The following is a 21774-nucleotide window of genomic DNA, read 5'->3' as shown; positions in this document are numbered from 1 at the left end:
GAGTTACCCCGGCGCACCGGACGGGCGCGCGGGACACGACCGAGAGCGAGAGGTGATCGATGGGCGTCACGGGACCCCCCGGGCCGGTGATGGACCGGGACGAGGTGGACCGTGCGCTGGCGCGGCTCGGCGCGGAGCACGAGGCCATCGAGACCTCGCTCCTCGCCCTGCAGGACCACGCGGGCCGCAGACTCCTCGAAGGCGCCGAGCTCACGGGCACGACCAAGGAGCGCTGGACGACCGCGGACGCGTCGATCACGCTGCTGTGGGCGTACTTCGACGCGTACACGGACGCACTGCGCTCCGCCCGCGACATCCGTTCGCGGCGGCGCTGGTCGAGCCGTGAGGACCTGGTCGAGCTGACCGAACTGCTGCGCGGCGCGAGTGTCACGATCGCCGGTTCGGCCACCGCGACGGCGAACGCCCCGACGCTGTCCGGGGTGGGCCGGCTCAGCGAGCAGTTCTCGCTGGCCGCCCTCGTCGAGCGGATGAACGACCTGTACGCGTCGTCGCTCGACATGGTCGTGACCGCCGACGCCGTCTGGTCCGCGCTGCCCGCCCGGATCGATTTACTGGCCGCGGAGCTCCAGCGCACCCGCCAGCTCGCGCACTCCGTGGGCGTGCGCCCCGGTGAGCACCCGTCGGGCGACGATCTGGAACGGATCACCCGGACGCTGACCACGCTGCGCGAGCGCGTCGTCTCCGACCCGCTGGCCTTCTGGGTGCCCGCGCAGGGCAGTTCGGCGCCCGGCGGCGGCCGGCCGGACACGACGACGTACGACCGCGAGGCGCGTGCCCTGGAGGACGTGCGCCGGGAGATCGACGCGGTGCTCACCGTCCGGCAGGACGCGGAGGCCCGGCTGGTGCGGCTGCGCGACCTGCTCAGCCGTGCCGACCGCACGCTCGCGGAGGCGCGCAGCGCCCGCGGCGAGGTGCTGGCGAAGATCGCCGCGTCCGAGGTGCCCGCCGTCAGCGGGCCGCCGACGGCGCTGCAGGAGCAGTTGGCGACGGCCGCGGAGTACCGCAGACACGCCCAGTGGCACCGTCTCTCGCCGCTCCTGGAGGCCCTGGAGGAGAAGGCCGAGGACGAACTGCTGCGGGCCCGCGAGTCGTTGACGGCGGTCACCGCGCCGCTGGCGATCCGCGCGGAACTGCGCGGCCGCCTCGACGCGTACAAGGCGAAGGTGGCACGGCACGGCCTCGCGGAGGATCCGTTCCTCATCGAGCGCTACGACGCGGCGCGGCGCATGCTGTGGAGCGCGCCCTGCGATCTGCGGGTCGCGGAGGACGCGGTGCTGCGCTATCAGCACGCGGTGGCCGATCTGTTGAGCCCGCGGGTGCCGGAGCAGGGCGGGCCCGCCGACCGGAGAGGGCCCCAGGCGTGAGCGTTGAAGGTGATGCGGGATGAGTGAACAGCCTGAGGGCGAGGAGCGGCGCACGTGCCAGCGACCCGGTTGCCCGGGGTCGTACGAGGACATGGGCGACGGCGAGCTGTACTGCGACACGTGCGGTCTCGCACCGGTCGTCCCGGCGTCCGGCATGGTGGGCTCGCCCCCGACCGGGATCACGGCCGGCGGGCGGGGCTCGCGCGGGTCCGGCAGCCGCAGCTCCCGCTCCGGTTCGCCCGCCAGCTCCCGTACGTCGTCGCGCTCCTCGCAGTCCCGGCGCTCGGTCTCCGGCCGCCTGTCGCGCTCGGTGCCGGGCACGTCGACCGGCCGTTCGGTGTCGGTGCGCAGCTCCGGTTCGTCGACCGGTACCAGCGGACGCGGCCGGCTCGGCGCCGGTCTGGTGCAGGTCCCGGACGTTCCGCGGCCGGACCCGCGCGCGATGGTCCTGGAGAACCCGGAGGTGCCCGAGCGCAAGCGGTTCTGCTCGCGCTCCGACTGCGGCGCGCCGGTGGGGCGTTCGCGGGGCGAGCGGACCGGCCGCACCGAGGGGTTCTGCACCAAGTGCGGTCACCCGTACTCGTTCATGCCGAAGCTGCAGGCGGCCGACATCGTGCACGGCCAGTACGAGGTGGCGGGCTGTCTCGCGCACGGCGGCCTCGGCTGGGTCTACCTCGCCGTCGACCGCGCGGTCTCCGACCGGTGGGTGGTCCTCAAGGGCCTGCTGGACACGGGCGACCAGGACGCGATGGAGGCGGCGATCTCCGAGCGGCGCTTCCTCGCGGAGATCGAGCACGCCAACATCGTGCGGATCTACAACTTCGTCGAGCACCTGGACCAGCGGACCGGGTCGCTGGACGGGTACATCGTGATGGAGTACGTCGGCGGCAAGTCCCTCAAGGAGATCGCCAACGGACGCCGGACGCCGGACGGCAAGCGTGATCCGCTGCCGGTGGAGCAGGCCTGCGCGTACGGGATCGAGGCCCTGGAGGCGCTCGGGCACCTGCACAGCCGCAACCTGCTGTACTGCGACTTCAAGGTCGACAACGCGATCCAGACCGAGGACCAGCTCAAGCTGATCGACATGGGCGCGGTGCGCAGGATGGACGACGAGGAGTCGGCCATCTACGGCACGGTGGGCTACCAGGCGCCGGAGGTGGCCGAGGTCGGCCCGTCGGTCGCCTCCGACCTGTACACCGTCGCGCGCACGCTCGCCGTCCTCACCTTCGACTTCCAGGGCTACACGAACGTCTTCGTGGACTCTCTGCCGGACCCGGACACCATCGAGGTCTTCCGCCAGTACGAGTCGTTCTACCGGCTGCTGGTCCGCGCCACCGATCCCGACCCGGCCCGCCGGTTCGCCTCGGCGCAGGAGATGGCGGAGCAGCTGACGGGGGTGCTCAGGGAGGTCGTGTCCCTCCAGACGGGGCGTGCCCGCCCGGCGCTCTCCACGCTGTTCGGTCCGGAGCTCAAGCTCACGGACACGGAGCTGTTCGGGAAGCTGGACGGGGACGTGTCGCGGCTGGGCGCGCGGCTGGTGCCGGTGAGACGGAGAAAGGGCGTGCCGGCACCGCGGGCCGGCGTCGACGGCGCGCCGGGCGCCACCGGCACACCCGCGTACCCGACGGCTCCCGCACCCGCCCCGGTGTCCCTCGTGAAGCCGCTGAACACCGCCGCCACGGCCCTCGCGCTGCCGGTCCCCCTCGTCGACCCGGGCGACCCCAACGCGGGCTTCCTCGCGGGTCTGATGGCGTCGGCGCCCACCGAGCTGATCACCGCGCTGCAGTCGGCACCCACGGATTCCCTGGAACTGCGTCTGCGTGAACTGCGGGCCCGGCTGGAGATGGGCGAGCCGACCGGTGCGGCCGGGGCTCTGGAAGCCCTGGAGGCGGACCATCCGGACGACTGGCGGGTGGTCTGGTACCGGGGCGTCGCGGCGCTGGCGACCGGGGAGCACGAGATCGCGGCGCTGTCCTTCGACGCGATCTACGACGCCTTCCCGGGCGAGCCCGCGCCGAAGCTGGCCCTCGGCCTGTGCGCGGAGGTGCTGGGGCAGCTGGACAACGCCGCCGAGTACTACCGCCTGGTGTGGACGACGGACCCCAGTCATGTCAGCTCGGCGTTCGGCCTGGCCCGCGTCCAGCTCGCGGCGGGCGACCGCCGTGGCTCCGTACGCACGCTGGAGTCCGTACCGGAGTCGTCGATCCACTACACGGCGGCGCGGGTCGCGGCCGTACGGGCGCGGCTGCGGCAGCGGCTCGCCGCGGAGGCCGCGGCGGCGCCGTTCCTGGACGATCTGACCGCCGCCGCGGGCCAGGTCGAGGCGCTGGACGGATACGGCCTGGACGCCGTGCGACGCGAGCAGTTGTCGACGGAAGTCCTCGGCTGCGCCCTGGACTGGGTACTCTCCGGTAGCCAGGGTTCCGCCCCGCACTCCGGCGGCGGACGGGTGCTGCTCGGCAGTGAGCTGGACGAGCGCGGTCTCCGCTTCGGTCTGGAGCGCTCGTACCGCACGCTTGCCCGGCTCGCGCGGGGCGGCGAGGAGAGGATCGACCTGGTGGAACGTGCCAACCGTTACCGCCCCCGGACGTGGGTGTGATTGATGTCCCAGATGCCCCAGCCGACGGCCCTTTCGCGGTGCCCCAGTTGTGAGGAGCCCCTGGAGGCGGGCGACCGCTTCTGCGGTGCGTGCGGGTTCGACCTGTCCGCGGTGCCCGCACCGCCCGAGGACCACCCCACGATCACCATGAACGGCACGCCGCCGCGTCCGCCTTCGGCCGCCGCCTCCGTGGACTGGCCCGTCGCGCCCGAGCCGACGAGCTCCGGCACGCCCGTGCACCGGGCCGCCGACATCCAGGGAACCGACTCGGGCGGCTCGGAGCTCCCGCACGAACACGGGCACGGGCACGGCCGGCCCGGATCCGCGGGCCCGCGGCCCCCGGCGCCGGGCATCCCGCCGGCCGGCGCGCAACCGGCCGGTGCCCAGTCGCCGGGTACTCAGCCTGCCGGTGTGCGCTTCGACCGGCCCCCGGAGCCCGACGAGTACCCGCTGGCTCCCCCGGCCGGCGCCCCGGCCGAAGCACCCGCCGGACCCCTGGCCGATCCGCGGACCGCGGACCCCGGCACGCCCCCCGCGGGCACCAAACTGTGCGTCGCCTGCCGTTCGGGCCACGTCGACAGCGACGGCTACTGCGAGAACTGCGGCCACGCCCAGCCACGCGAACGCGACCACATGGAGGAGGAGTTGACCGCGGTCGCCGCGGTCAGCGACCGCGGTCTGCGTCATCACCGCAACGAGGACGCCTTCGCGATCTCCTCGACCGCGCTGCCCGACGGCTCCCCCGCCGTCGTCGCGATCGTCTGCGACGGCGTCTCCTCGGCGACCCGCCCCGACGAGGCCTCGCTCGCCGCCTCCCGCGTGGCCGTCGAGGCGCTCCTCGCGGCGCTGCCCCTGGGCACCCACCCGCAGCAGGCCATGCACGAGGCGATCGTCGCCGCCGCGGAGGCCGTCAACTCCCTGGCCGAGGCGCCTCCCGCCCAGGACGAGCACGCCCCGCACCAGAACGCGCCCGCCTGCACCCTGGTCGGCGCCGTCGTCACCCCCACCCTGCTGATCGTCGGCTGGGTCGGTGACAGCCGCGCCTACTGGGTCCCCGTCGACCGGAGTTCGCCCCCGGCCCGGCTCACCGAGGACGACTCCTGGGCCGCGCAGATGGTCGCCGCCGGCCTGATGAACGAGACACAGGCGTACGCCGACGAGCGCGCCCACGCCATCACGGGCTGGCTCGGCGCGGACGCGTACGAACTGGAACCGCACACCGCGTCCTTCAAGCCGGACCGGCCGGGGGTGGTCGTGGTGTGCACCGACGGACTGTGGAACTACGCCGAGGCGGCGGAGGAGATGGCCGAGGTCGTCCCGCTCGACGCCGCCGAACGGCCGTTGCACAGCGCCCAGGTGATGGTCGGCCACGCCCTGGACGGCGGGGGCCACGACAACGTAACAGTGGCCGTCGTACCGTTCCCCGCGCCGTCGCAGGGGGCAGGATCGGCCTGAGGCCGCGAAGACGCGCGAGCGACACCAACGGCGCCGACGACACCGACGGCGTCAACGACTCGGGCGGGGTCGGCCTCGGACCGGAGGGGACCGGTCCGCGGACAGTCATCACCTCCGTCAACCACCGGAGGCCTTGAGGGGGACGAAGAAGGCATGGCCAATTTCTCGAAGTCGAACGTGCCACAGTTCTCGGTCGACGTGTACCAGAACGAGTACCTGCCCGAGAACGGCCGTGAGGTCAACGCGATCGTCACGGTGAGCGCCACCGGCGGCGGCACCGTGGGGAGCGCGGTCGGCGCGCCCCACCTGTACACCGCGGGGCAGAGCCCGGACGCGGCCGTGGCGATCATGGTCGACTGCTCGGGCTCGATGGACTACCCGCCGACCAAGATGCGCAACGCGCGGGACGCGACGGCCGCCGCAATCGACACCCTGCGCGACGGCGTGCACTTCGCGGTCATCGGCGGCACGCACGTCGCCAAGGAGGTCTACCCGGGCTCCGGGCGGCTCGCGGTGGCCGACGCGGCCACCCGCGAGCAGGCCAAGCAGTCGCTGCGCAGGCTGACCGCGGGCGGTGGTACGGCGATCGGCACCTGGCTGCGCCTCGCCGACCGGCTGCTGTCCTCGGCGGAGGTGTCGATCCGGCACGGCATCCTGCTCACCGACGGCCGCAACGAGCACGAGGCGCCGGAGGATCTGAAGGCCGCGCTGGACTCCTGCGCCGGACGGTTCACCTGTGACGCGCGTGGAGTGGGCACCGACTGGGAGGTCAAGGAGGTCACGGGGATCGCCTCCGCGCTGCTCGGCACCGCCGACATAGTCGCCGACCCCGCCGCCCTGTCCGCCGACTTCACGCACATGATGGAGACGGCGATGGGCAAGGAGGTCGCGGACGTCGCGCTGCGGCTGTGGACGCCCGTCGGTACGGCGATCAAGTTCGTCAAGCAAGTCGCCCCCACCGTCGCGGAACTGACCGGCCGTCGTACCGAGGCGGGCCCCCGCGCCGGCGACTACCCCACGGGTTCCTGGGGCGACGAGTCCCGCGACTACCACGTGTGCGTCGAGGTCCCCCTGGCCGGGGTCGGCCAGGAGATGCTGGCCGCCCGGGTCTCACTGGTGATCCCGCAGGGTGACGGGAGCGTGCAGAACCTCGGCGCGCAGGGTCTCGTACGGGCGGTGTGGACCGACGACATGGTGGCCTCGACGAGGATCAACTCACAGGTCGCGCACTACACAGGTCAGGCGGAACTGGCGCAAGTCATCCAACAAGGGCTCGATCTTCGCAAATCGGGAGATGTCGACGGCGCAACGGCCAAGCTGGGCCGCGCCGTTCAGCTCGCGAATGTGTCCGGCAACGCCGATACTGCGAAACTGCTTGCGAAGGTGGTGGACGTGGTCGACGCCGCGGCAGGTACTGTCAGATTGAAGGCAAAGGTCGAAGAGGCCGACGAAATGACGCTCGAGACACGGTCCACAAAGACTGTTCGTGTAAAGAAGTAGCGAGCCCGGCTCCCGTGGGGAGCCGGAGAAATCCGGCCATAACGGCCGGAAGAGGAGAGGGGGAAGCGCCGACATGCCGACCTGCCCGAACGGACATCAGTCGGGTTCCGACGACTGGTGCGAGGTCTGCGGTCACCGCATGGCCGGTGCCGTGCCTCCGCCCCCACCACCGCCGGCCGGATACGGCTATCCGACGCCGGGTTCGCCGCCCGGTCCCGGCGGACGGCCGCACCTCTCCGCCATGCCCGGTGCCGAGCCGGAGCTCTGCCCGCAGTGCCGCACGCCCCGTGAGGGCGGTGCGCCGTTCTGCGAGGAGTGCCGGTGGAACTTCCTCACGAACACGGCGACCTCGTACACCCCGGCGGCTCCGCGTCCGCAGGCGCCCGCCCCCGGGCTGCCCAATCCGGCGCTGCGGTTCCAGCAGCCCGGTCCGGGACAGCCCGGCGGTCAGGGACAGCCCGGCGGTCCCGGCGGTGGCCCGGGTCACGACGCGTTCGACTACCAGAGCTCGCGGCCCTCGCAGATGAACCGACCTGCGGAACCGATTCCGCCATACGGGGGGGACCCCTCCGGTTTCCGCGGCGATCCGTCGCGCCAGGGCGGCCCTCCCGGCGGTCACGGCGGCTTCGGTGCCGACCCCTCGCGTCAGGGCCCGCCGCCCGGACCCACGTCCGGCGGTCCCGGCGCCCCGCAGGCCTTCACGCAGCAGCCGGCCGCGCCCGCGTTCCCGCAGCACGGACAGCAGGGGCCCGGCGGCCCCGGGGCCGGGGGCCCGTCCTTCGGCGGCGGTGACGACGACTGGGTGATCTCGCCGCCGGCCGGTGGCCAGGGCGGTCCCGGCGGCCGCCACGGCGGTCCCGGCCCCGGTCAGGGCGGCGGCTACGGCTACCCGCAGCCGGGCGCGACCCAGGCGCCCCCCGGTGTCGGCTACCAGCAGCAGCGGCAGCCGTTGTCGTGGACCGTGACGATCGGCCCCGACCGCGAGTACTTCATGGCGATGATGCAGCGCTCCGGCCCCGAGGCCGCGGGCCTGAACCTGCCCGCGTACTCCCCGGAGCAGCAGCGCCCGCTCACCGGCAACCAGCTGACGATCGGCCGCCGCAGGCACTCCACCGGCGACACCCCCGACGTCGACCTCGCGGTGCCCCCGGAGGACCCGGGGGTCTCGCACCAGCACGCCGTCCTGGTCCAGCAGCCGGACGGCAGCTGGGCGGTCGTCGACCAGAACTCGACGAACGGCACCACGGTCAACGGCGGCGAGGAGCCCATCCAGCCCTTCGTCCCGGTTCCCCTCCAGGACGGCGACCGGGTACACGTCGGCGCCTGGACGACGATCACCATCAGGCTCGGCTGAGCGGCGCGTCCGGCTACGCGTGCGGGGGTTTGCCCCGTACGCGTACCGCGTCGTGGTTCCCGGTGCCCGTACGGGGTCGCCCGGGTGCGCCTGGCGGGGCCTCCGCTCCGCACCTGCCGACGCCTCTGCGAGGCGGGCGCCTGCCGGGCCTCTCCCCTGCCTGTGGCGGCGGTCTACGCGGTGCTACGGCAGCGGCCAGGCGTGCGGGCCCTCGGGGTCGTCGAGCCACGCCCACGCGTCCGCGCCGCTGACCGTGATCCCGTACCGCTCGCGCACCGGCCTCCGCTCGCGCTCCCACAGCGTGAACGCCTCGTAGGGATCGAGACGGCCCGCCGTGAGCGACAGCAGGAACCGGAACAGCTCGTCGCCGCGGGCCAGGCGCGGCAGCCCGCCCAGGTGCTGCGGCTCCGGGTCGTCGGGCCGGGTGTCGCCGCGCAGCGGGACGAAATAGGCGGGCGTGTGCAGGAAGCGCCCCTCGGCGTACCCGGCGTCCCGGACCCGCAACACGATCAGGCCGGTGGCCAGCGGTGTGAGAACGAGCGCACCCGGACGGCACTGCGCCAGCCAGGGGCGCGGGATCGAGGTCAGCGTGCAGGTCGCGATGATCCGGTCGAACGGCGCTCGCTCGGGAACCCCGCGGGTGCCGTCGCCGGTGACGACGGAGGGATGCCTGCCGACGGCGTCCAGGTGCTGCCGTGCGGACTCGGTGATCTCCGGGTCGAGGTCGACCGTGGTCACCAGGCCGTCACCGAGCCGGTGGGCGAGCAGCGCCGCGTTGTAGCCGGTCCCGGCGCCGATCTCCAGTACGGCGTCCCCGTCCCGTATCTCCAGCGCGGTCAGCATCATCGCCATCAGCGACGGCTGGCTGCTGGAGGAGATCAGCTCGGCGTCCCGGACCCTGGTCGCCAGCGCGGTGTCCGCGTAGGCGCCGCGCAGCCAGCGCTCCCGCTGTCCGGGGTCGGGGTCCTCGCACCACACCCGCTCGAAGCCGTCGGCGGCGCCGACGTAGTAATAGGGCACGAAGAGATGGCGCGGGACCGCCTGGAAGGCCTCCCGCCAGACCGGGTCGGCGTCCCAGGCCCCGCTGGCCTCGATCACGCGCACCAGCGCGGCCCGCGCCGAGGTGGCGAGGTCGTCCAGATCCTTGTCGACTGCGTGCGCGCCCATACCTCCACTGTGCTGCCGGGAGGGCCGGGAGGCGAGTGCCGGCCGGGCCGATCGGGGGTCCGCGGACCTGTCCGGCGCCGGCTGCGGACCGCTCCGGTAGGTCGGCCCATGGAGTGGTCCTAAGCCTTGAGTCCTCGGTCACCGGGTCTGAGACCATGGGAGGCGTGAATGAGATTCGGCGCGGCACACTTCAGGAGCAGACCTTCTACGAGCAGGTCGGCGGCGAGGAGACCTTCCGACGCCTCGTCCACCGTTTCTACGAGGGAGTCGCCGGGGACCCGCTGCTGAAGGCCATGTATCCCGAGGAGGACCTCGGCCCGGCCGAGGAACGCTTCAGGCTGTTCCTGATCCAGTACTGGGGCGGCCCGACGACCTACAGCGAGAACCGCGGCCACCCCCGGCTGCGGATGCGTCACGCCCCGTTCGCCGTCGACCAGGCGGCGCACGACGCCTGGCTCAAGCACATGCGCGTGGCCGTCGACGAGCTCGGCCTCTCCGAGGAGCACGAGCACACGCTGTGGAACTACCTGACGTACGCGGCGGCTTCGATGGTGAACACGGCCGGCTGACACGGGCGGGCGGCGCCGGTCTCACCCCAGGGGGCGACCAAGGACCCGGTCGTACGGGCGGCCGGCTCAGCGGACGCTGACGTCCAGCGCTCCGAGTCCCGCCCGGCGGACGGCGATCGACCCGTAGGGCGTGCGGAGCCGGAGCCACGCTCCCGACGAGTACAGGCCCAACGGAGTCTCCGCGGGGGCGCTCCGGCCGGCCGCGCGGAGGAATCCCAGCGACTGCGCCGCGTGCGCGGCCCGTACCGGTAGGCCGCTGGCACCGATCGGGCGGGACCAGATCTCCCGCCCGATGCCGTCGAGTTCGGCCCGGGTACGCCGCTCGGGCGCCAACTCCTCGGTGCGGGAGCGGAATTCGACCACCGCGGCACCGACCGACGCACGCACGGCGTCCGTCGCGGGCAGCCCCGGCTCCTGCCGCCAGCCGCCACGGGGCGGCAGTACGCCCGCCCACGGCGGACCGGTGACGGCCGCGGGAACGGCGACCGTGGCCGCCGACTCCTCGACGGACTCCAGGAGTTCACCGGCGGAGACGGTCACGTCGAGCGTGACGTCGAGCCCGTTCTCGTACGGCTTGGCGAGCCGCACCGTACGGATCGCGAGGACCTCGAACGCCGGCGGGCGCCCGAAGACCGCGAGCGCGGTGCCGGACGCCTGGAGGCGCACGGCGGCCGCGCGGTCGTAGTGGATCAGCCGGGCGAGGAAGGCGGCGAGATCCGCCGCCTCCCCGTCGTCGGCGAGGTACAGGGCCGTCATGCAGCGACGGCCTCGTCCACGTCGTCCCGGTACTCCTCCAGGAACTCGCGCTCCTGCGCCGTGATCCGGCGCGGACGCTGCTGCGCGAAGTCGAACGGCACGATCACCGTCGAGGCCGTGACATAGATCCGGTCCGGGTCCTTGACCTCGTAGGCGATCGTGAACGACGCCGCTCGTATCTGCGTCACCCACAGCTCGACGTCCACCGGCGTGTGCCGGTGGACCAGCTGCCGCTTGTAGTCGATCTCATGGCGCGCCACCACGGATCCCTGCTGGAAGTCCTTCTCCGGGCGGAACAGGAAGTCGATACGGGCTTCCTCCAGGTACCGGAGGAAGACCACGTTGTTCACGTGGCCGTACGCGTCCATGTCCGCCCAGCGCAGCGGGCAGCGGTAGATGTGCCGCAAGATCAGCCCCGGGTCAGCTTCTTGTAGGTGGCGCGGTGCGGGCGGGCCGCGTCGGCGCCGAGCCGCTCGACCTTGTTCTTCTCGTACGACTCGAAGTTGCCCTCGAACCAGTACCACCTCGACTCGCCCTCGTACGCGAGGATGTGCGTCGCGACCCGGTCCAGGAACCAGCGGTCGTGGGAGATGACCACGGCCGCACCGGGGAACTCCAGCAGCGCGTTCTCGAGCGAGGACAGGGTCTCCACGTCGAGGTCGTTGGTGGGCTCGTCGAGGAGCAGCAGGTTGCCGCCCTCCTTGAGGGTCAGCGCCAGGTTCAGCCGGTTGCGCTCACCGCCGGAGAGGACACCCGCGGGCTTCTGCTGGTCCGGGCCCTTGAAGCCGAAGGCGGACACGTAGGCCCGCGACGGCATCTCGACCTGACCGACGTTGATGTAGTCGAGCTCATCGGAGACGACGGCCCACAGCGTCTTCTTGGGGTCGATGTTGGCGCGGCTCTGGTCGACGTAACTGATCTTGACCGTGTCGCCGACCTTGATCGCGCCGGAGTCCGGCGTCTCCAGGCCCTGGATCATCTTGAACAGCGTGGTCTTGCCGGCGCCGTTCGGGCCGATGACACCGACGATGCCGTTGCGCGGCAGCGTGAAGCTGAGGTCGTCGATGAGGACCTTGTCGCCGAACGCCTTGGAGAGGTTCTGGACCTCGACGACGATGGAGCCGAGGCGCGGGCCCGGCGGGATCTGGATCTCCTCGAAGTCCAGCTTCCGCATCTTGTCGGCCTCGGCCGCCATCTCCTCGTAACGGGCGAGGCGGGCCTTGGACTTGGTCTGGCGGCCCTTGGCGTTGGACCGGACCCACTCCAGCTCTTCCTTGAGCCGCTTGGCGCGCTTCTCGTCCTTGCGGCCCTCGACCTTGAGGCGGCTGGCCTTCTTCTCGAGGTACGTGGAGTAGTTGCCCTCGTAGGGGATCGCGCGGCCGCGGTCCAGTTCGAGGATCCACTCGGCGACGTTGTTCAGGAAGTACCGGTCGTGAGTGACGGCGACGACGGCGCCCGCGTACTTCGTGAGGTGCTGCTCCAGCCAGTTCACCGACTCGGCGTCGAGATGGTTGGTGGGCTCGTCGAGGAGGAGCAGGTCCGGGGCCTCGATCAGCAGCTTGCAGAGCGCCACGCGGCGCTTCTCGCCACCGGAGAGGTTGGTGACCGCCCAGTCGCCGGGCGGGCAGCCCAGCGCGTCCATGGCCTGCTCGAGCTGCGCGTCGAGGTCCCAGGCGTTGGAGTGGTCCAGGTCGTCCTGGAGCTTCCCCATCTCCTCCATGAGCGCGTCCGAATAGTCGGTCGCCATCAGCTCGGCGACCTCGTTGAAGCGGCTGAGCTTGCCCATCAGCTCGGCGGCACCGTCCTGGACGTTCTCCAGCACCGTCTTCGACTCGTCCAGCTCCGGCTCCTGCATGAGGATGCCGACGCTGAAGCCGGGCGACAGGAACGCGTCACCGTTGGAGGGCTGCTCGAGGCCCGCCATGATCTTGAGAACAGTGGACTTACCGGCACCGTTCGGACCGACCACACCGATCTTCGCACCCGGGAGGAAGCTCAAGGTGACGTCGTCGAGGATCACCTTGTCGCCGTGCGCCTTGCGCGTCTTGCGCATGGTGTAAATGAACTCAGCCAAGAGAAACCGTCCGGACGCTTGAAATCGGCAGTGGGCAGATACACCCCATCTTGCCTGACGGCCACCCCTCGAAGGAAACTCGTTCGGTCAGGGGGCTGTGACCTGCTCGTTCACCGGCTGCCCTGGTAGCTGACCTGTCACGGGTCGTCGCCGCCGGTCACTGTCGAGCGACCTCGCCGGCCCAGGGACGGGCCAGGGACGGGCCAGGGTGATCATTCGGGCCGGTCCCACTCGTCCAGCCTCGAAGCTCTCGGGCGTCTGGGAACCCCGCGACGCCTCGGAGCCTCGGCCGTTGTCCGGCATCTGCTCTCCTTTCCGGACCCCCTCGAGAAGCCCTGTCCCGTCACCCCTCTTCAGAGCGCTGCCGCGCCCCAAAGGTTGAAACCCACTTCACGTTCGCCGCCGCTCGCTCGGGTCCCGGGCCCGAGCGAGCGGCGGCGCGGAATGGCAGCGGCCGGCCTCTCTTGCGATCCTGGTCCGGTGGCACGTGATCCTGGAAAGGTGGCACACCGCACCTCCGCACACGGTCCGGACCCCGGACGGGACCCTGGATCGGACCTGGGACGGGACCTGGGGCGGGACCTGAGGCCGGACTCGGGACCGGACTCCGGTCCCCCGCCCGACACGACCCGGACCGACTACACGGGCGCGATCTACGGGTCGCTCCTGGCCGCTTCGGTGGTGGCCGGGGCCGGTGCGCTCGGCCCGCATCCGCGCGTCGAGCTCGTGGCCCTCCTGCTCTGCACCGGTGTGGTGTTCTGGGGCGCGCACGCCTACGTCCGGTTCGTCGGCAACCGATTGCGGCATCAGTCGGTGACCTGGCGGGAGATCCGCCAGGTGTGCGCTCGCGAGTGGCCGATCGTCCAGGCGGCGTTCCTGCCCGCCGTCGCCGTGGCGATCAGTCCACTCCTGGGGCTCGGGGTCGAGGGGGCGGGATGGCTCGCGCTGGGAGTCGCCGTGACCCAGCAGGTCGGCTGGGCCACGGCCATGGTCATCCGGGCCGGCGCCTCACGCGGCGCGGTGGCGTCCGTCGCCGCCGTCAACCTCGTCCTCGGGTTGATCATCGTGGCCGCCAAGGTCGCGCTCCACTGACCGCCTCGCGTCCCGCGGTGGACTTCCGTTTCCCGCGGTGGACTTCCGGTCTCCGGAGACAGTGGGGCTTGCGATGGCCGGAGACGGTGGGCTTCTGGCTGCCGGGCTTCCGATGGCCGCGGCGCGGAACTCTCCGTACGCGGGCGAAGACCGAGTGTCCGTATCCCGCCCACCCCGTGCGGAGCCGGGCGAAGAAGCACACTCTGGAAGGAGGGATGGGGTAGCAGGGGCTGGGGTCGGCCCCGGAGGTGAGCACGATGACGCAGATGACAGACATGAAGCCGACTCGACCGCAGGCACGGACCGCCGTCGGCTGGCACGTCGAGATGGAGTTCGAGGAGGACGAGCACCGCACGCGCGCCGCCGCCCTCCTACGGCTCGCCGACGGCAACGAGGTGCGCGCGCACGGGTACGCCAGCCGCCACCCCAGCGACTCGAATCAGCCGAGGGTCGGCGAGGAGGTCGCGGGAGCGCGGGCGCTCAACGAACTGGCGATGAAGCTGCTGACCAAGGCGCACGACGAGATCGACCAGGTGTCGGGCAGAACCTCGCATCCGCTGCGGTGACGACGCGACTGGAGCGACGGTCCGGCAGAACCGGGGCTCACCCGGGCAGGTCTCGTCCATGACGTCCGTGACCTGACCGGGTGACGTGGACTCGGCCGGGCGGGGCGTCCGGGCCGAGGCGTCGCGACCGAGTACGTGCGGCGCCGGTCCGGGTACGGGCTCGGAGTATGGACAGGACGCCGGATCGCGACGGCCGGCGTCCGTCGGCGCCTCGCCCCGGAGGGGAACCGTATGCCCAAGAAGATCATCACGGAGACGGTTCTCACCCACCCAGGCGAGATCACGCTCGTCCCCACCGCGCCCTGACCGACATCGCGACGGCCGGCCGCGATCAAGGCGGGCCGGGGCGTCGCTGGTCGTGCGGCGCACCGTAGTGGAACGACGGCTGTGTCACAGCGGCGTCGTCAGGCACTCACGGACCCGCGAGGCGCTGTCGTAGGGCTTGGCTACGTTGCCCGCATGACTGACAAAGATCCGCTCGTGCCGACGCTGACCCGACTTCTCGTCGACGTCGTGTGGTGGCTGGACAGTTGCGACGACGAGGAAGTGAATCCCGACTCCGCGGTGAAGATGATGGAGACCATTGGCTGGGTGCTGCTCCAACTGCCCTCGGACCAACGCACGCGGCTCTTGCAGGTGATCGCGGATATGGCCGCAGCAGAACAAGACCCTGAGGCGCGTGACTTCCTGAAGTCGTTCCCCTACGACATCGGCATGGTCGAGGACGAGGAGAGTTGAGGGCGCGGCTGACTGGTCGGCGCCGGTTCAACTGCCGTCCTGCACACCCCGACCATCGGTTGACCGGGATCTCGTAAACGATCTCGATCTCGCGGTAAGCAGCGGGCACCACGATGTCCACCGTCTCCACGGGCCGCCTCTGGCCGCTGTAGTACGTCCACCCGATGTGCGAGACGACTCACGGCGCGGACGGTGTCCACATCGGCCCACACCGGCTTCGAGAGCACCCGGACCCGATGCGCGGCCGCCGCGTCAGCCCATGACGTCTCCCGGCGTGCGCGTCGCAAGCCGCTGTTGTCAGCGGTTGACTTCGAGGTCCGCCGTTCTCCGCCACCGGCGCGCAGGCGGGCATATATCGTCGGGCGGCAACTGGGCCCCGGCTGCTTTCCTCACGCTGTTGCCAATTCGGTGGCTGCTTCGCCCCGCTGATCATTGGTCGAGCGGGGGCGCAGGCGGTGCGCGGTACTGAACCGTCCGGACGCCGTGGAGCGGACGGTCGAGACGCTCACCAACGGCCGGAATAAGTCGACGCCCGAGCAGGCGTAGGAGCTGAACGAGGTGATCCGCACGTGCATCTGTGATCACTAAACCGCACAGGCAGCCCCTGTCAGCCTCTGGGCCGGCGGGGGCTTCGTCGTTTTCTACCGACCCGCTGCCAGCGGATGGAAGGGAACGGTCAATTCCACGACTGGGAACCGGACAAACAGCGGGAAGTTCGAGCCGCGGGTCTTGTGTGGCGTCTGTGAACCTATGAGGGTGGTCGATGGTGCGACATGCATTCGATTCTTCTCAGGGGGAAAAGTGAAGGCGCGTTTTATCGTCCCGCTTTTAGCGGCGGGGGCCCTGCTGGTGCCGGTTGCCGCGGCGTCGGCTGCTCCGAGCGGCAGCACGGGAAGGGCCGTCGCGAGGACTGCTGCCTTTCCCGTGTGGTGCACGTTCCAAGGTGAGAAACCGTTCCAGGTCACCCATGGAGGCCCGCTGTATGCCCAGGGCCATTACACGGGTTGCTCAACTCCTGCACCCGACCAGTGCCGGGTCCAGGTCGATCTTCAGGAGTACGCGCGCGACGGGTACTGGCGCGCGGTGAAGCACAAGGACAGCGGGTGGGCGAGGTGCAGTGGGCGCTACACCACTCCAGGGCTCACGTGCGTGCATGATGGAGAAAGGGAGACGTACAACACTCAGGTGACCTTGCAGGTCGAGTACCACGGACGATTCAGCGAACCCGGAATCGCAGACACGCACAACACCGTGATCGACTGCTGAAGTCCGTTCGCCCGTAACGGCCTGCCGGATTGATTCGGTAGGCCGTTTTCGGCTTCGGTCGCACAGATGAAAGTGAGACAGCAGCATGCACGTTCATTTTGAAGCAGTAGACCCAGAGAAAATGATCAGGTTCTGGGGCGGCATCCCGGGTTGGGGCGGGTACAGCGTTGGCGAAGCGGAATCTCCGGCTGTGCTACCGGTCGTCACCGTCCTTGTCGGAACGATCGCCGAACAGGTTCAGACGCTGATCACCAAGGGAGCCTCTCTTGTAGAATCTCACGATTGCATGCACGCCCTGATGACGGATCCGGAAGGCAACAGGTTTATGGTGGTGCTCGATCCCGATCACGAAGCATGACGTTCTCCAGATATCGGTGACCTGCGCTTTCGCTGCTCAGGAGCGGTGGGCTCCGGCGCCTGGTGGTCGTCGTTGGTCGTCCTTGGCTGCTGTTGAGCAACCTCGGACGGCCCAGGGACGGCCCAGCTCCTCGGTGTGAGTGGGCGGGCCGCCGACCTCAGCGCGAGGGACGTCTCTTCGGGGGGACTGGGCCCGGGATCACACCCTTGCCGAGGTGTTCCTTGATCAGGTACTTGAGTTCCGGCCCTTCGATGAGCTGGAGCCGACCGTGTTGGCGGGCAAAGTCGTGGCTGGCCCTGCCGAACCACGATGTGGTGATCAGGACCCCCTTGGCAGCACGCTTGTGCTCGACCACTCCAGCGAGCGCCTGGACGGACTCAACTCCCACGAGCTTGCTGTAGCGCTTCGCCTGAATGATGCACTCTCCGTTGAAGACGGGGTCTTTGCTGACGGCTACCGCGTCAACGCCCTCGTCTTTGGACGCCTGGGCATTCCAGGCCTCCATGCCGATGGCCTCAAACAGTTGGCGAATCAGGTGCTCGAACTCAGTGGGCGTCAGCTTCACCAGCACGGGCCTGCTGTCCAGGCCTGCGACTACATCCATGCTGTCCATAAGCCGGTACTTCGACAGGTCGAACTCGACGATGGGACGCATCGGTTCGAGATCGTAGGGGTTGGGAGACACCAGCGCGTTGAGCCCTCCGAGGCACTGCGCTGGATCAACCTGACTGAGACGAAGCTTCCCGAACTGCTCCCTGCTGGCGCTGAGCGTCACTAGACAGGGTGAGACCTCCTGGCCGGTGGCCCGGTCGATGGTTCTCACATGGCCGATCAGGATCACGCCATTGACGATCCGGTCTGGATCGCTCATCAGGACCTCGTGGACTGTCCTCACTACCACTTGTGCCAGGACGGAGGCGTAGATCTCCTTGCGCTCCTTCTCTGGACGAGGCAGCACGGTTGTCTCGTCTCGGTTCTTCACATACCGGTAACCCCGCGCGGCAGGAACGATCGCCTCAGGCGGCAAGTGGATTTCAACGAGTACGTCACCGGTGGCAGGACGGAAGGCGATCCGATGCTCGTGCGGGAAGCCCAATGGATACTCCGACGCATCCAGAACAGCCCCTGGCCTCGATCTTTCGTGATGGTCTGCCGACGGAGTCGGCAGACCATCACGAAAGATCGAGGCCAAAGGTCTGACACTAACTACTAAGCAGACGCCCCGGAGGTGTAACACCGCTTTAGGAGAGAATGAGGTGGTCACAGGCCTGATCTGCGGGTTCACTGCCTTGGGCAGATTGGGCCGCGCGTCCCCCTGTGCACCCTGATTCCCTCTGAGTGCCCGCTCGTTCTGGCACGAGAGTGGCACCGGGACCTGCGCTGGTGACCTTCTCGATGCGAACTATTGGCTGCTCGGTCGCTGAGATCTGCCGGGCTGGTCGAGCGGTTCGCTGCGGAGGGCACCGGTCATATGCGGTCACGGCGGTTGCTGTACTTCGCTGCTTTACGACTGACCGCAACCGAGTACCCGGCACGACTACTACGGCGCTGAAACGCTCACACCAGGCTGCTCGTTCGGATCGCTCGGGTACGTGCCGACGTCCCAGAACCGCCAAGAGTCCGTCGACGACGGGTTCGCCAGGTGGATGTCCAGCTCCTGCCGTACGCCGTCCGCGTAGCGGATCGCTACGGTGGCGTCGGCGCTGTCGACGTCATTGTCCACGACGGTTACTTTCGCAGTTCCGCTGGTCACGTCCTGTGTATGGGCGAAGTCGGCCGCGGAGAACCCGGTCGGGCCGTCATCGTCCCGGGCTCGGACCGCTGTACGGAGCTCGCTCGTACTGTGGTGGGCGATCGCACGCAGATAGCAGCGGATGAGTCCGGCCTGATCCGGGTTGGCTTTTTCGAGGTGGACGGGCCAGGAACACGACGGTGCCCCTGCATCAGGCCCTTGGGCGAAATCCTGGATGGTCAGCCACGGATCGGGCACGAGCCACCTGACCAGCAGTACTCCTGCCGCGACGGCCGCCGCAGCGAAGACGCCCCAGCCCCTCACGCGCCGCCGGGACCCCGCATCGCTGTTCATCCCGCCCCTTCCGGCCGCCCTCGCGGCACGGGACGCGCTGCCGCTGATCGCCGTACTTTCGCATCCCTTCAGCACCGGCCGCCAGCCATCCAGCTCTTGAGCTTGTTCCGCTTTGACGGACACCATCGGTGTGGTGGTCAGGCTGCGAGTGCGGTCTCGTATTCGGCGGGGCTGCGATAGCCGAGGCTGCTGTGCAGACGGTGCAAGTTGTACCAGCCCTCGATGAAGTCGCAGATCGCGGTGCGGGCGGTGGCCCGGCTGGCCCAGGAGACGGCACCGAGCAGTTCCCTCTTGATGGTGGCGAAAAACGACTCGGCGAATGCGTTGTCCCAGCACTGTCCGGTGCGCCCGACCGACAGACGCACCCCCAACTGGTCTGCCAGCAGGGCGAATTGGCGGCTGGTGTATTGACAGCCGCGGTCCGAGTGAAAGATCACCGGCCGGGTGGAACGGCGCTTGCGGAAGGCGGCTGTGAGGGCATCGGCGACCAGATCGGTTCGCAGGTGGTCGGCCGTTGCCCAGCCGACCACGCATCGTGAGGCGATGTCGATGACGGTGGCCAGGTAGAGCCAGCCCTCATCCGTGGCGATATAGGTGATGTCGCCGCACCAGCGGGTATTCAGCCCGTTGGGGTCGGGCTGGAAGTCCCGGACCACGAGGTCGGGCCGCAGGGCAGCTCGTGGATCGGGGATCGTCGTCAGGTGCCGTCGTCTGCGATGTCGGCCTTGCAGGCGGGCAGCCCGCATCAGCCGTGCGACACGTCGGCGGCCGCATCCGGCGCCTGCCCGCTTGAGCACGGCATGGATACGCGGGACGCCATAGGTTCCCCGCGATCTCGTATGGACGTCGGCGATCTGTTCCGTCAGCTCGGCGTCACGGACCGCCCGCGGGCCGGGCGTGCCGGTGCGGCGGGCGTAGAAGGCGGTCCGGGAGACCTTCAGAAGCTCACACGCTCGTGGGACGCTGTGACCTGCACGCTTCTCCGCCTCGATGAACGGGTGCACCGTCACCGGGTCTCCTTCGCGAAAAAAGCCGTCGCACGCTTGAGGAGGTCGACGTCCTCACGCAGACGGCGTTCTCCCGCCGCAGAGCCGCCAGTTCCTCGCGTTCGCCGCTGGTCAGGCCATCCCGCTCGCCGGCATCGACCTCGGCCTGTTTCACCCAGTCACGCACCGCGGTCTCGGTCAGATCGAAGTCCTTGGCGATCTGGCCGACCGAGCGGTCACCGCGTCGGCACAGCCCTACGATCTCCGCCTTGAACTCCGGCGTGAACGAGCGACGAGGGCGAGGCTTCTTCTTCCCCATGCTCTCCATGATGGACATCCTCCCGGGGCTGAACCCCTGACCTCGGATGTCCGTCAAAGCGGATCAAGCCCAGTCAACTACTGGTGTCAGTCGCCGCACTCGGTCTTAACAAGGGGAGCTTCGCCGTTGGGCATGACTTGGAAGACCATGGCGTGATGTCGGAGCCGTCAGGAACACATCACTTCGGCGTCGCGCCCTCGCAGCTCTCCGAAACTTCCACCACTTCGAAGATCACCGGGAATTCGGTGATCTGCTGGTTCGGGCCCGGCTGGGAGTTGCAGATCTTCCACGCGGCTGGGTCGTCCACCGAACGGTCCTGTCCGCTCGCGTCTTTGAAGGTCATGTCGAGTTCGGAGCTCATCTGCTCGTACGCGCGCCCGGCGTTGCCGCCGATGACATCGGGCATGGTGGCGGCGACGGGCTTGGGGTCTGCCGAACGACGCGTCTCGGCGGCCCCCGAGCTAGTCGTGGTACTCGCCGAGACGTCCGACACGGATGACGCTCCACAGCCAGTGACTGAGGCCAGGAGAGTGGCGACGAGGGCGGGTCTCAGAAGCTTGGTGACGGGCATGTCATGTTCCCCCCAGCGTGACGGCAGTTCCGAACAGTATTCAATCCGATGATCGTGTCCAGTCACAGCTCGACCAGCGGAACGGCTCGGGACCGAGTGATCGCGGCCAAGCCTGTTCCCTGCCACCCTTCCCACCACCCACCCCAGCTCCCCTCCCGTCCGCCGTCGACCCACACACCGTGGAGCGCGCGTGGTTCATCGCGTCCAGGTGGAGCGCCCCACTGTACGAACGACCTGGACGCCATGGGCCGCGTCTGCTCGGCTCCGCCTGGGCCGACGGTGGACGGGATGGGAGCCCACCACGCACGCCACGATGCGCCTGCGGCCGGGAAACCGGTGCCGGCCGATCCCCCGCCGGAGGCATCGTCTTGACTCTGAGCCGCGCTCCGCGGTGCTCGACTCATGGCCACTGGCCCTATCCACATGTGGGCGCGCGTCGGCGCAGCCCGCGCAGAGCGGGCCGAAGGCAGGAGCGTTGCGCGGAGCGGAGCCGGGAGCGCGCCCGGCGGAGCGGAGCGCAGCCGGGGCTTGATGAAGGAGAGAAGGTTTTGTCCCGCTGGGATGAGGCGCTGTCCGTCATGACATGGCGCAGCGCGCGTATGGCCGTCCTGCCCCCACACGCCTTCGAGACGCCCACGGGACAGCGGGTCTACGACAACCGGCACACGCGCCTGACCAAGTGACTCAACGACGGGATCCCGCCCGCCCAGGTGACGGACTGAGCCGGCAACAGCGTCCCGGCGTGACGACGTTCCTGGCGACCTACGCCCGATGCGTCGACGGGCAGCTTCCCGACCTGAAACGGCGCGCCTCGAAGCCGCGGGAGATCTCCCCGAGCCGCCCGACGCGGGCTGAGGCCGGCCGCCCAAAAATTCGACACGTATCCGACACAGCCACCCGCGAAAACCCGGTGACAGCCGGACGGCCCCGGAC

General features: G+C 69.9%; 19 protein-coding genes and 2 pseudogenes. 11 read left to right on the top strand and 10 right to left on the bottom strand.

Annotation, left to right across the window (positions count from 1 at the left end; all coding sequences use genetic code 11):
• Nucleotides 1-59: 59 nt before the first annotated feature.
• From ABZV34_RS02765 to ABZV34_RS02745, 5 genes are all read left to right on the top strand, one after another.
• Entirely contained in the window at nucleotides 60-1385 is a 1326-nt protein-coding gene (locus ABZV34_RS02765) for a hypothetical protein (protein WP_356270806.1), read from the top strand.
• Nucleotides 1386-1404: 19 nt separating this feature from the next.
• Nucleotides 1405-3984 (top strand): tetratricopeptide repeat protein, encoded by a 2580-nt coding sequence (locus tag ABZV34_RS02760; RefSeq protein WP_356270804.1) that lies wholly within the window; start codon nucleotides 1405-1407, stop codon nucleotides 3982-3984.
• On the top strand, nucleotides 3985-5439 hold the full coding sequence (locus tag ABZV34_RS02755) for a PP2C family serine/threonine-protein phosphatase (protein ID WP_356270802.1): 1455 nt from the start codon (nucleotides 3985-3987) through the stop codon (nucleotides 5437-5439).
• A gap of 153 nt (nucleotides 5440-5592) precedes the next feature.
• The gene (locus tag ABZV34_RS02750; RefSeq protein WP_356270800.1) at nucleotides 5593-6939 is read left to right on the top strand and encodes a VWA domain-containing protein; all 1347 of its coding nucleotides are present in this window, start codon (nucleotides 5593-5595) and stop codon (nucleotides 6937-6939) included.
• 73 nt (nucleotides 6940-7012) lie between these two features.
• Nucleotides 7013-8293: an FHA domain-containing protein gene (locus ABZV34_RS02745; RefSeq protein WP_356270798.1), complete on the top strand. Its 1281-nt coding sequence runs from the start codon at nucleotides 7013-7015 to the stop codon at nucleotides 8291-8293.
• 183 nt (nucleotides 8294-8476) lie between these two features.
• On the opposite strand, the gene ABZV34_RS02740 is transcribed toward ABZV34_RS02745, so the two are convergent.
• Nucleotides 8477-9460 carry a methyltransferase domain-containing protein gene (locus tag ABZV34_RS02740; RefSeq protein ID WP_356270796.1) on the bottom strand — a complete coding sequence of 328 codons (984 nt, stop codon included), beginning with the start codon at nucleotides 9458-9460 and terminating at the stop codon, nucleotides 8477-8479.
• Between the two features lie 155 nt (nucleotides 9461-9615).
• On the opposite strand from ABZV34_RS02740, the gene ABZV34_RS02735 reads away from it, so the two are divergent.
• Nucleotides 9616-10029 (top strand): globin, encoded by a 414-nt coding sequence (locus tag ABZV34_RS02735; RefSeq protein ID WP_356270794.1) that lies wholly within the window; start codon nucleotides 9616-9618, stop codon nucleotides 10027-10029.
• A 66-nt stretch (nucleotides 10030-10095) separates the two neighbouring features.
• On the opposite strand, the gene ABZV34_RS02730 is transcribed toward ABZV34_RS02735, so the two are convergent.
• The 3 genes from ABZV34_RS02730 to ettA are packed head-to-tail and all read right to left on the bottom strand — an operon-like array spanning nucleotide 10096 to nucleotide 12859.
• The gene (locus ABZV34_RS02730) at nucleotides 10096-10785 is read right to left on the bottom strand and encodes a hypothetical protein (RefSeq protein WP_356270792.1); all 690 of its coding nucleotides are present in this window, start codon (nucleotides 10783-10785) and stop codon (nucleotides 10096-10098) included.
• Nucleotides 10782-11192 (bottom strand): thioesterase family protein, encoded by a 411-nt coding sequence (locus tag ABZV34_RS02725; RefSeq protein WP_356270790.1) that lies wholly within the window; start codon nucleotides 11190-11192, stop codon nucleotides 10782-10784. Before ABZV34_RS02725 ends, ABZV34_RS02730 begins: the two co-directional genes overlap by 4 nt.
• Before the next feature lie 2 nt (nucleotides 11193-11194).
• Complete coding sequence (ettA, locus tag ABZV34_RS02720; RefSeq protein WP_356270788.1) at nucleotides 11195-12859, bottom strand: energy-dependent translational throttle protein EttA; 1665 nt, start codon at nucleotides 12857-12859, stop codon at nucleotides 11195-11197.
• Between the two features lie 582 nt (nucleotides 12860-13441).
• On the opposite strand from ettA, the gene ABZV34_RS02715 reads away from it, so the two are divergent.
• From ABZV34_RS02715 to ABZV34_RS02705, 3 genes are all read left to right on the top strand, one after another.
• On the top strand, nucleotides 13442-13951 hold the full coding sequence (locus ABZV34_RS02715) for a hypothetical protein (RefSeq protein WP_356271230.1): 510 nt from the start codon (nucleotides 13442-13444) through the stop codon (nucleotides 13949-13951).
• A gap of 266 nt (nucleotides 13952-14217) precedes the next feature.
• Nucleotides 14218-14517, top strand: a complete 300-nt coding sequence (locus tag ABZV34_RS02710) for a DUF1876 domain-containing protein (RefSeq protein WP_356271229.1) — start codon at nucleotides 14218-14220, stop codon at nucleotides 14515-14517.
• A 459-nt stretch (nucleotides 14518-14976) separates the two neighbouring features.
• Nucleotides 14977-15255 (top strand): hypothetical protein, encoded by a 279-nt coding sequence (locus ABZV34_RS02705; protein ID WP_356270787.1) that lies wholly within the window; start codon nucleotides 14977-14979, stop codon nucleotides 15253-15255.
• 55 nt (nucleotides 15256-15310) lie between these two features.
• Here the strand turns inward: ABZV34_RS02705 and ABZV34_RS02700 are convergent.
• Nucleotides 15311-15433 (bottom strand): annotated as a pseudogene (locus tag ABZV34_RS02700) (GntR family transcriptional regulator); the annotation flags it as partial.
• Nucleotides 15434-16606: 1173 nt separating this feature from the next.
• Here ABZV34_RS02700 and ABZV34_RS02695 point away from each other — a divergent pair.
• On the top strand, nucleotides 16607-16879 hold the full coding sequence (locus tag ABZV34_RS02695) for a VOC family protein (protein ID WP_356270785.1): 273 nt from the start codon (nucleotides 16607-16609) through the stop codon (nucleotides 16877-16879).
• A 157-nt stretch (nucleotides 16880-17036) separates the two neighbouring features.
• Here ABZV34_RS02695 and ABZV34_RS02690 read toward each other — a convergent pair whose 3' ends face one another.
• The 5 genes and pseudogenes from ABZV34_RS02690 to ABZV34_RS02670 form a co-directional block, all read right to left on the bottom strand.
• Nucleotides 17037-17975, bottom strand: coding sequence for a restriction endonuclease (locus tag ABZV34_RS02690; protein ID WP_356270783.1), 939 nt, complete (start codon nucleotides 17973-17975; stop codon nucleotides 17037-17039).
• A 444-nt stretch (nucleotides 17976-18419) separates the two neighbouring features.
• Complete coding sequence (locus ABZV34_RS02685; RefSeq protein ID WP_356270781.1) at nucleotides 18420-18965, bottom strand: hypothetical protein; 546 nt, start codon at nucleotides 18963-18965, stop codon at nucleotides 18420-18422.
• A gap of 137 nt (nucleotides 18966-19102) precedes the next feature.
• Nucleotides 19103-19975: an IS3 family transposase gene (locus ABZV34_RS02680; protein WP_356270779.1), complete on the bottom strand. Its 873-nt coding sequence runs from the start codon at nucleotides 19973-19975 to the stop codon at nucleotides 19103-19105.
• A gap of 61 nt (nucleotides 19976-20036) precedes the next feature.
• Nucleotides 20037-20270, bottom strand: a pseudogene (locus ABZV34_RS02675) (transposase); the annotation flags it as partial.
• A gap of 178 nt (nucleotides 20271-20448) precedes the next feature.
• Nucleotides 20449-20763, bottom strand: coding sequence for a hypothetical protein (locus tag ABZV34_RS02670; RefSeq protein WP_356270777.1), 315 nt, complete (start codon nucleotides 20761-20763; stop codon nucleotides 20449-20451).
• 626 nt (nucleotides 20764-21389) lie between these two features.
• Between ABZV34_RS02670 and ABZV34_RS02665 the strand changes: the two genes are divergently transcribed.
• On the top strand, nucleotides 21390-21524 hold the full coding sequence (locus ABZV34_RS02665) for a hypothetical protein (protein ID WP_356270775.1): 135 nt from the start codon (nucleotides 21390-21392) through the stop codon (nucleotides 21522-21524).
• The last annotated feature ends 250 nt before the right edge of the window (nucleotides 21525-21774 follow it).

Origin of the sequence: Streptomyces sp. NPDC005195 (assembly GCF_040608315.1) — a bacterium.
Classification (GTDB): Bacteria; Actinomycetota; Actinomycetes; order Streptomycetales; family Streptomycetaceae; genus Streptomyces; species Streptomyces kaempferi.
Note: the sequence above shows the minus strand (reverse complement) of the source record. Positions and strands in the feature narration are given on the sequence as shown.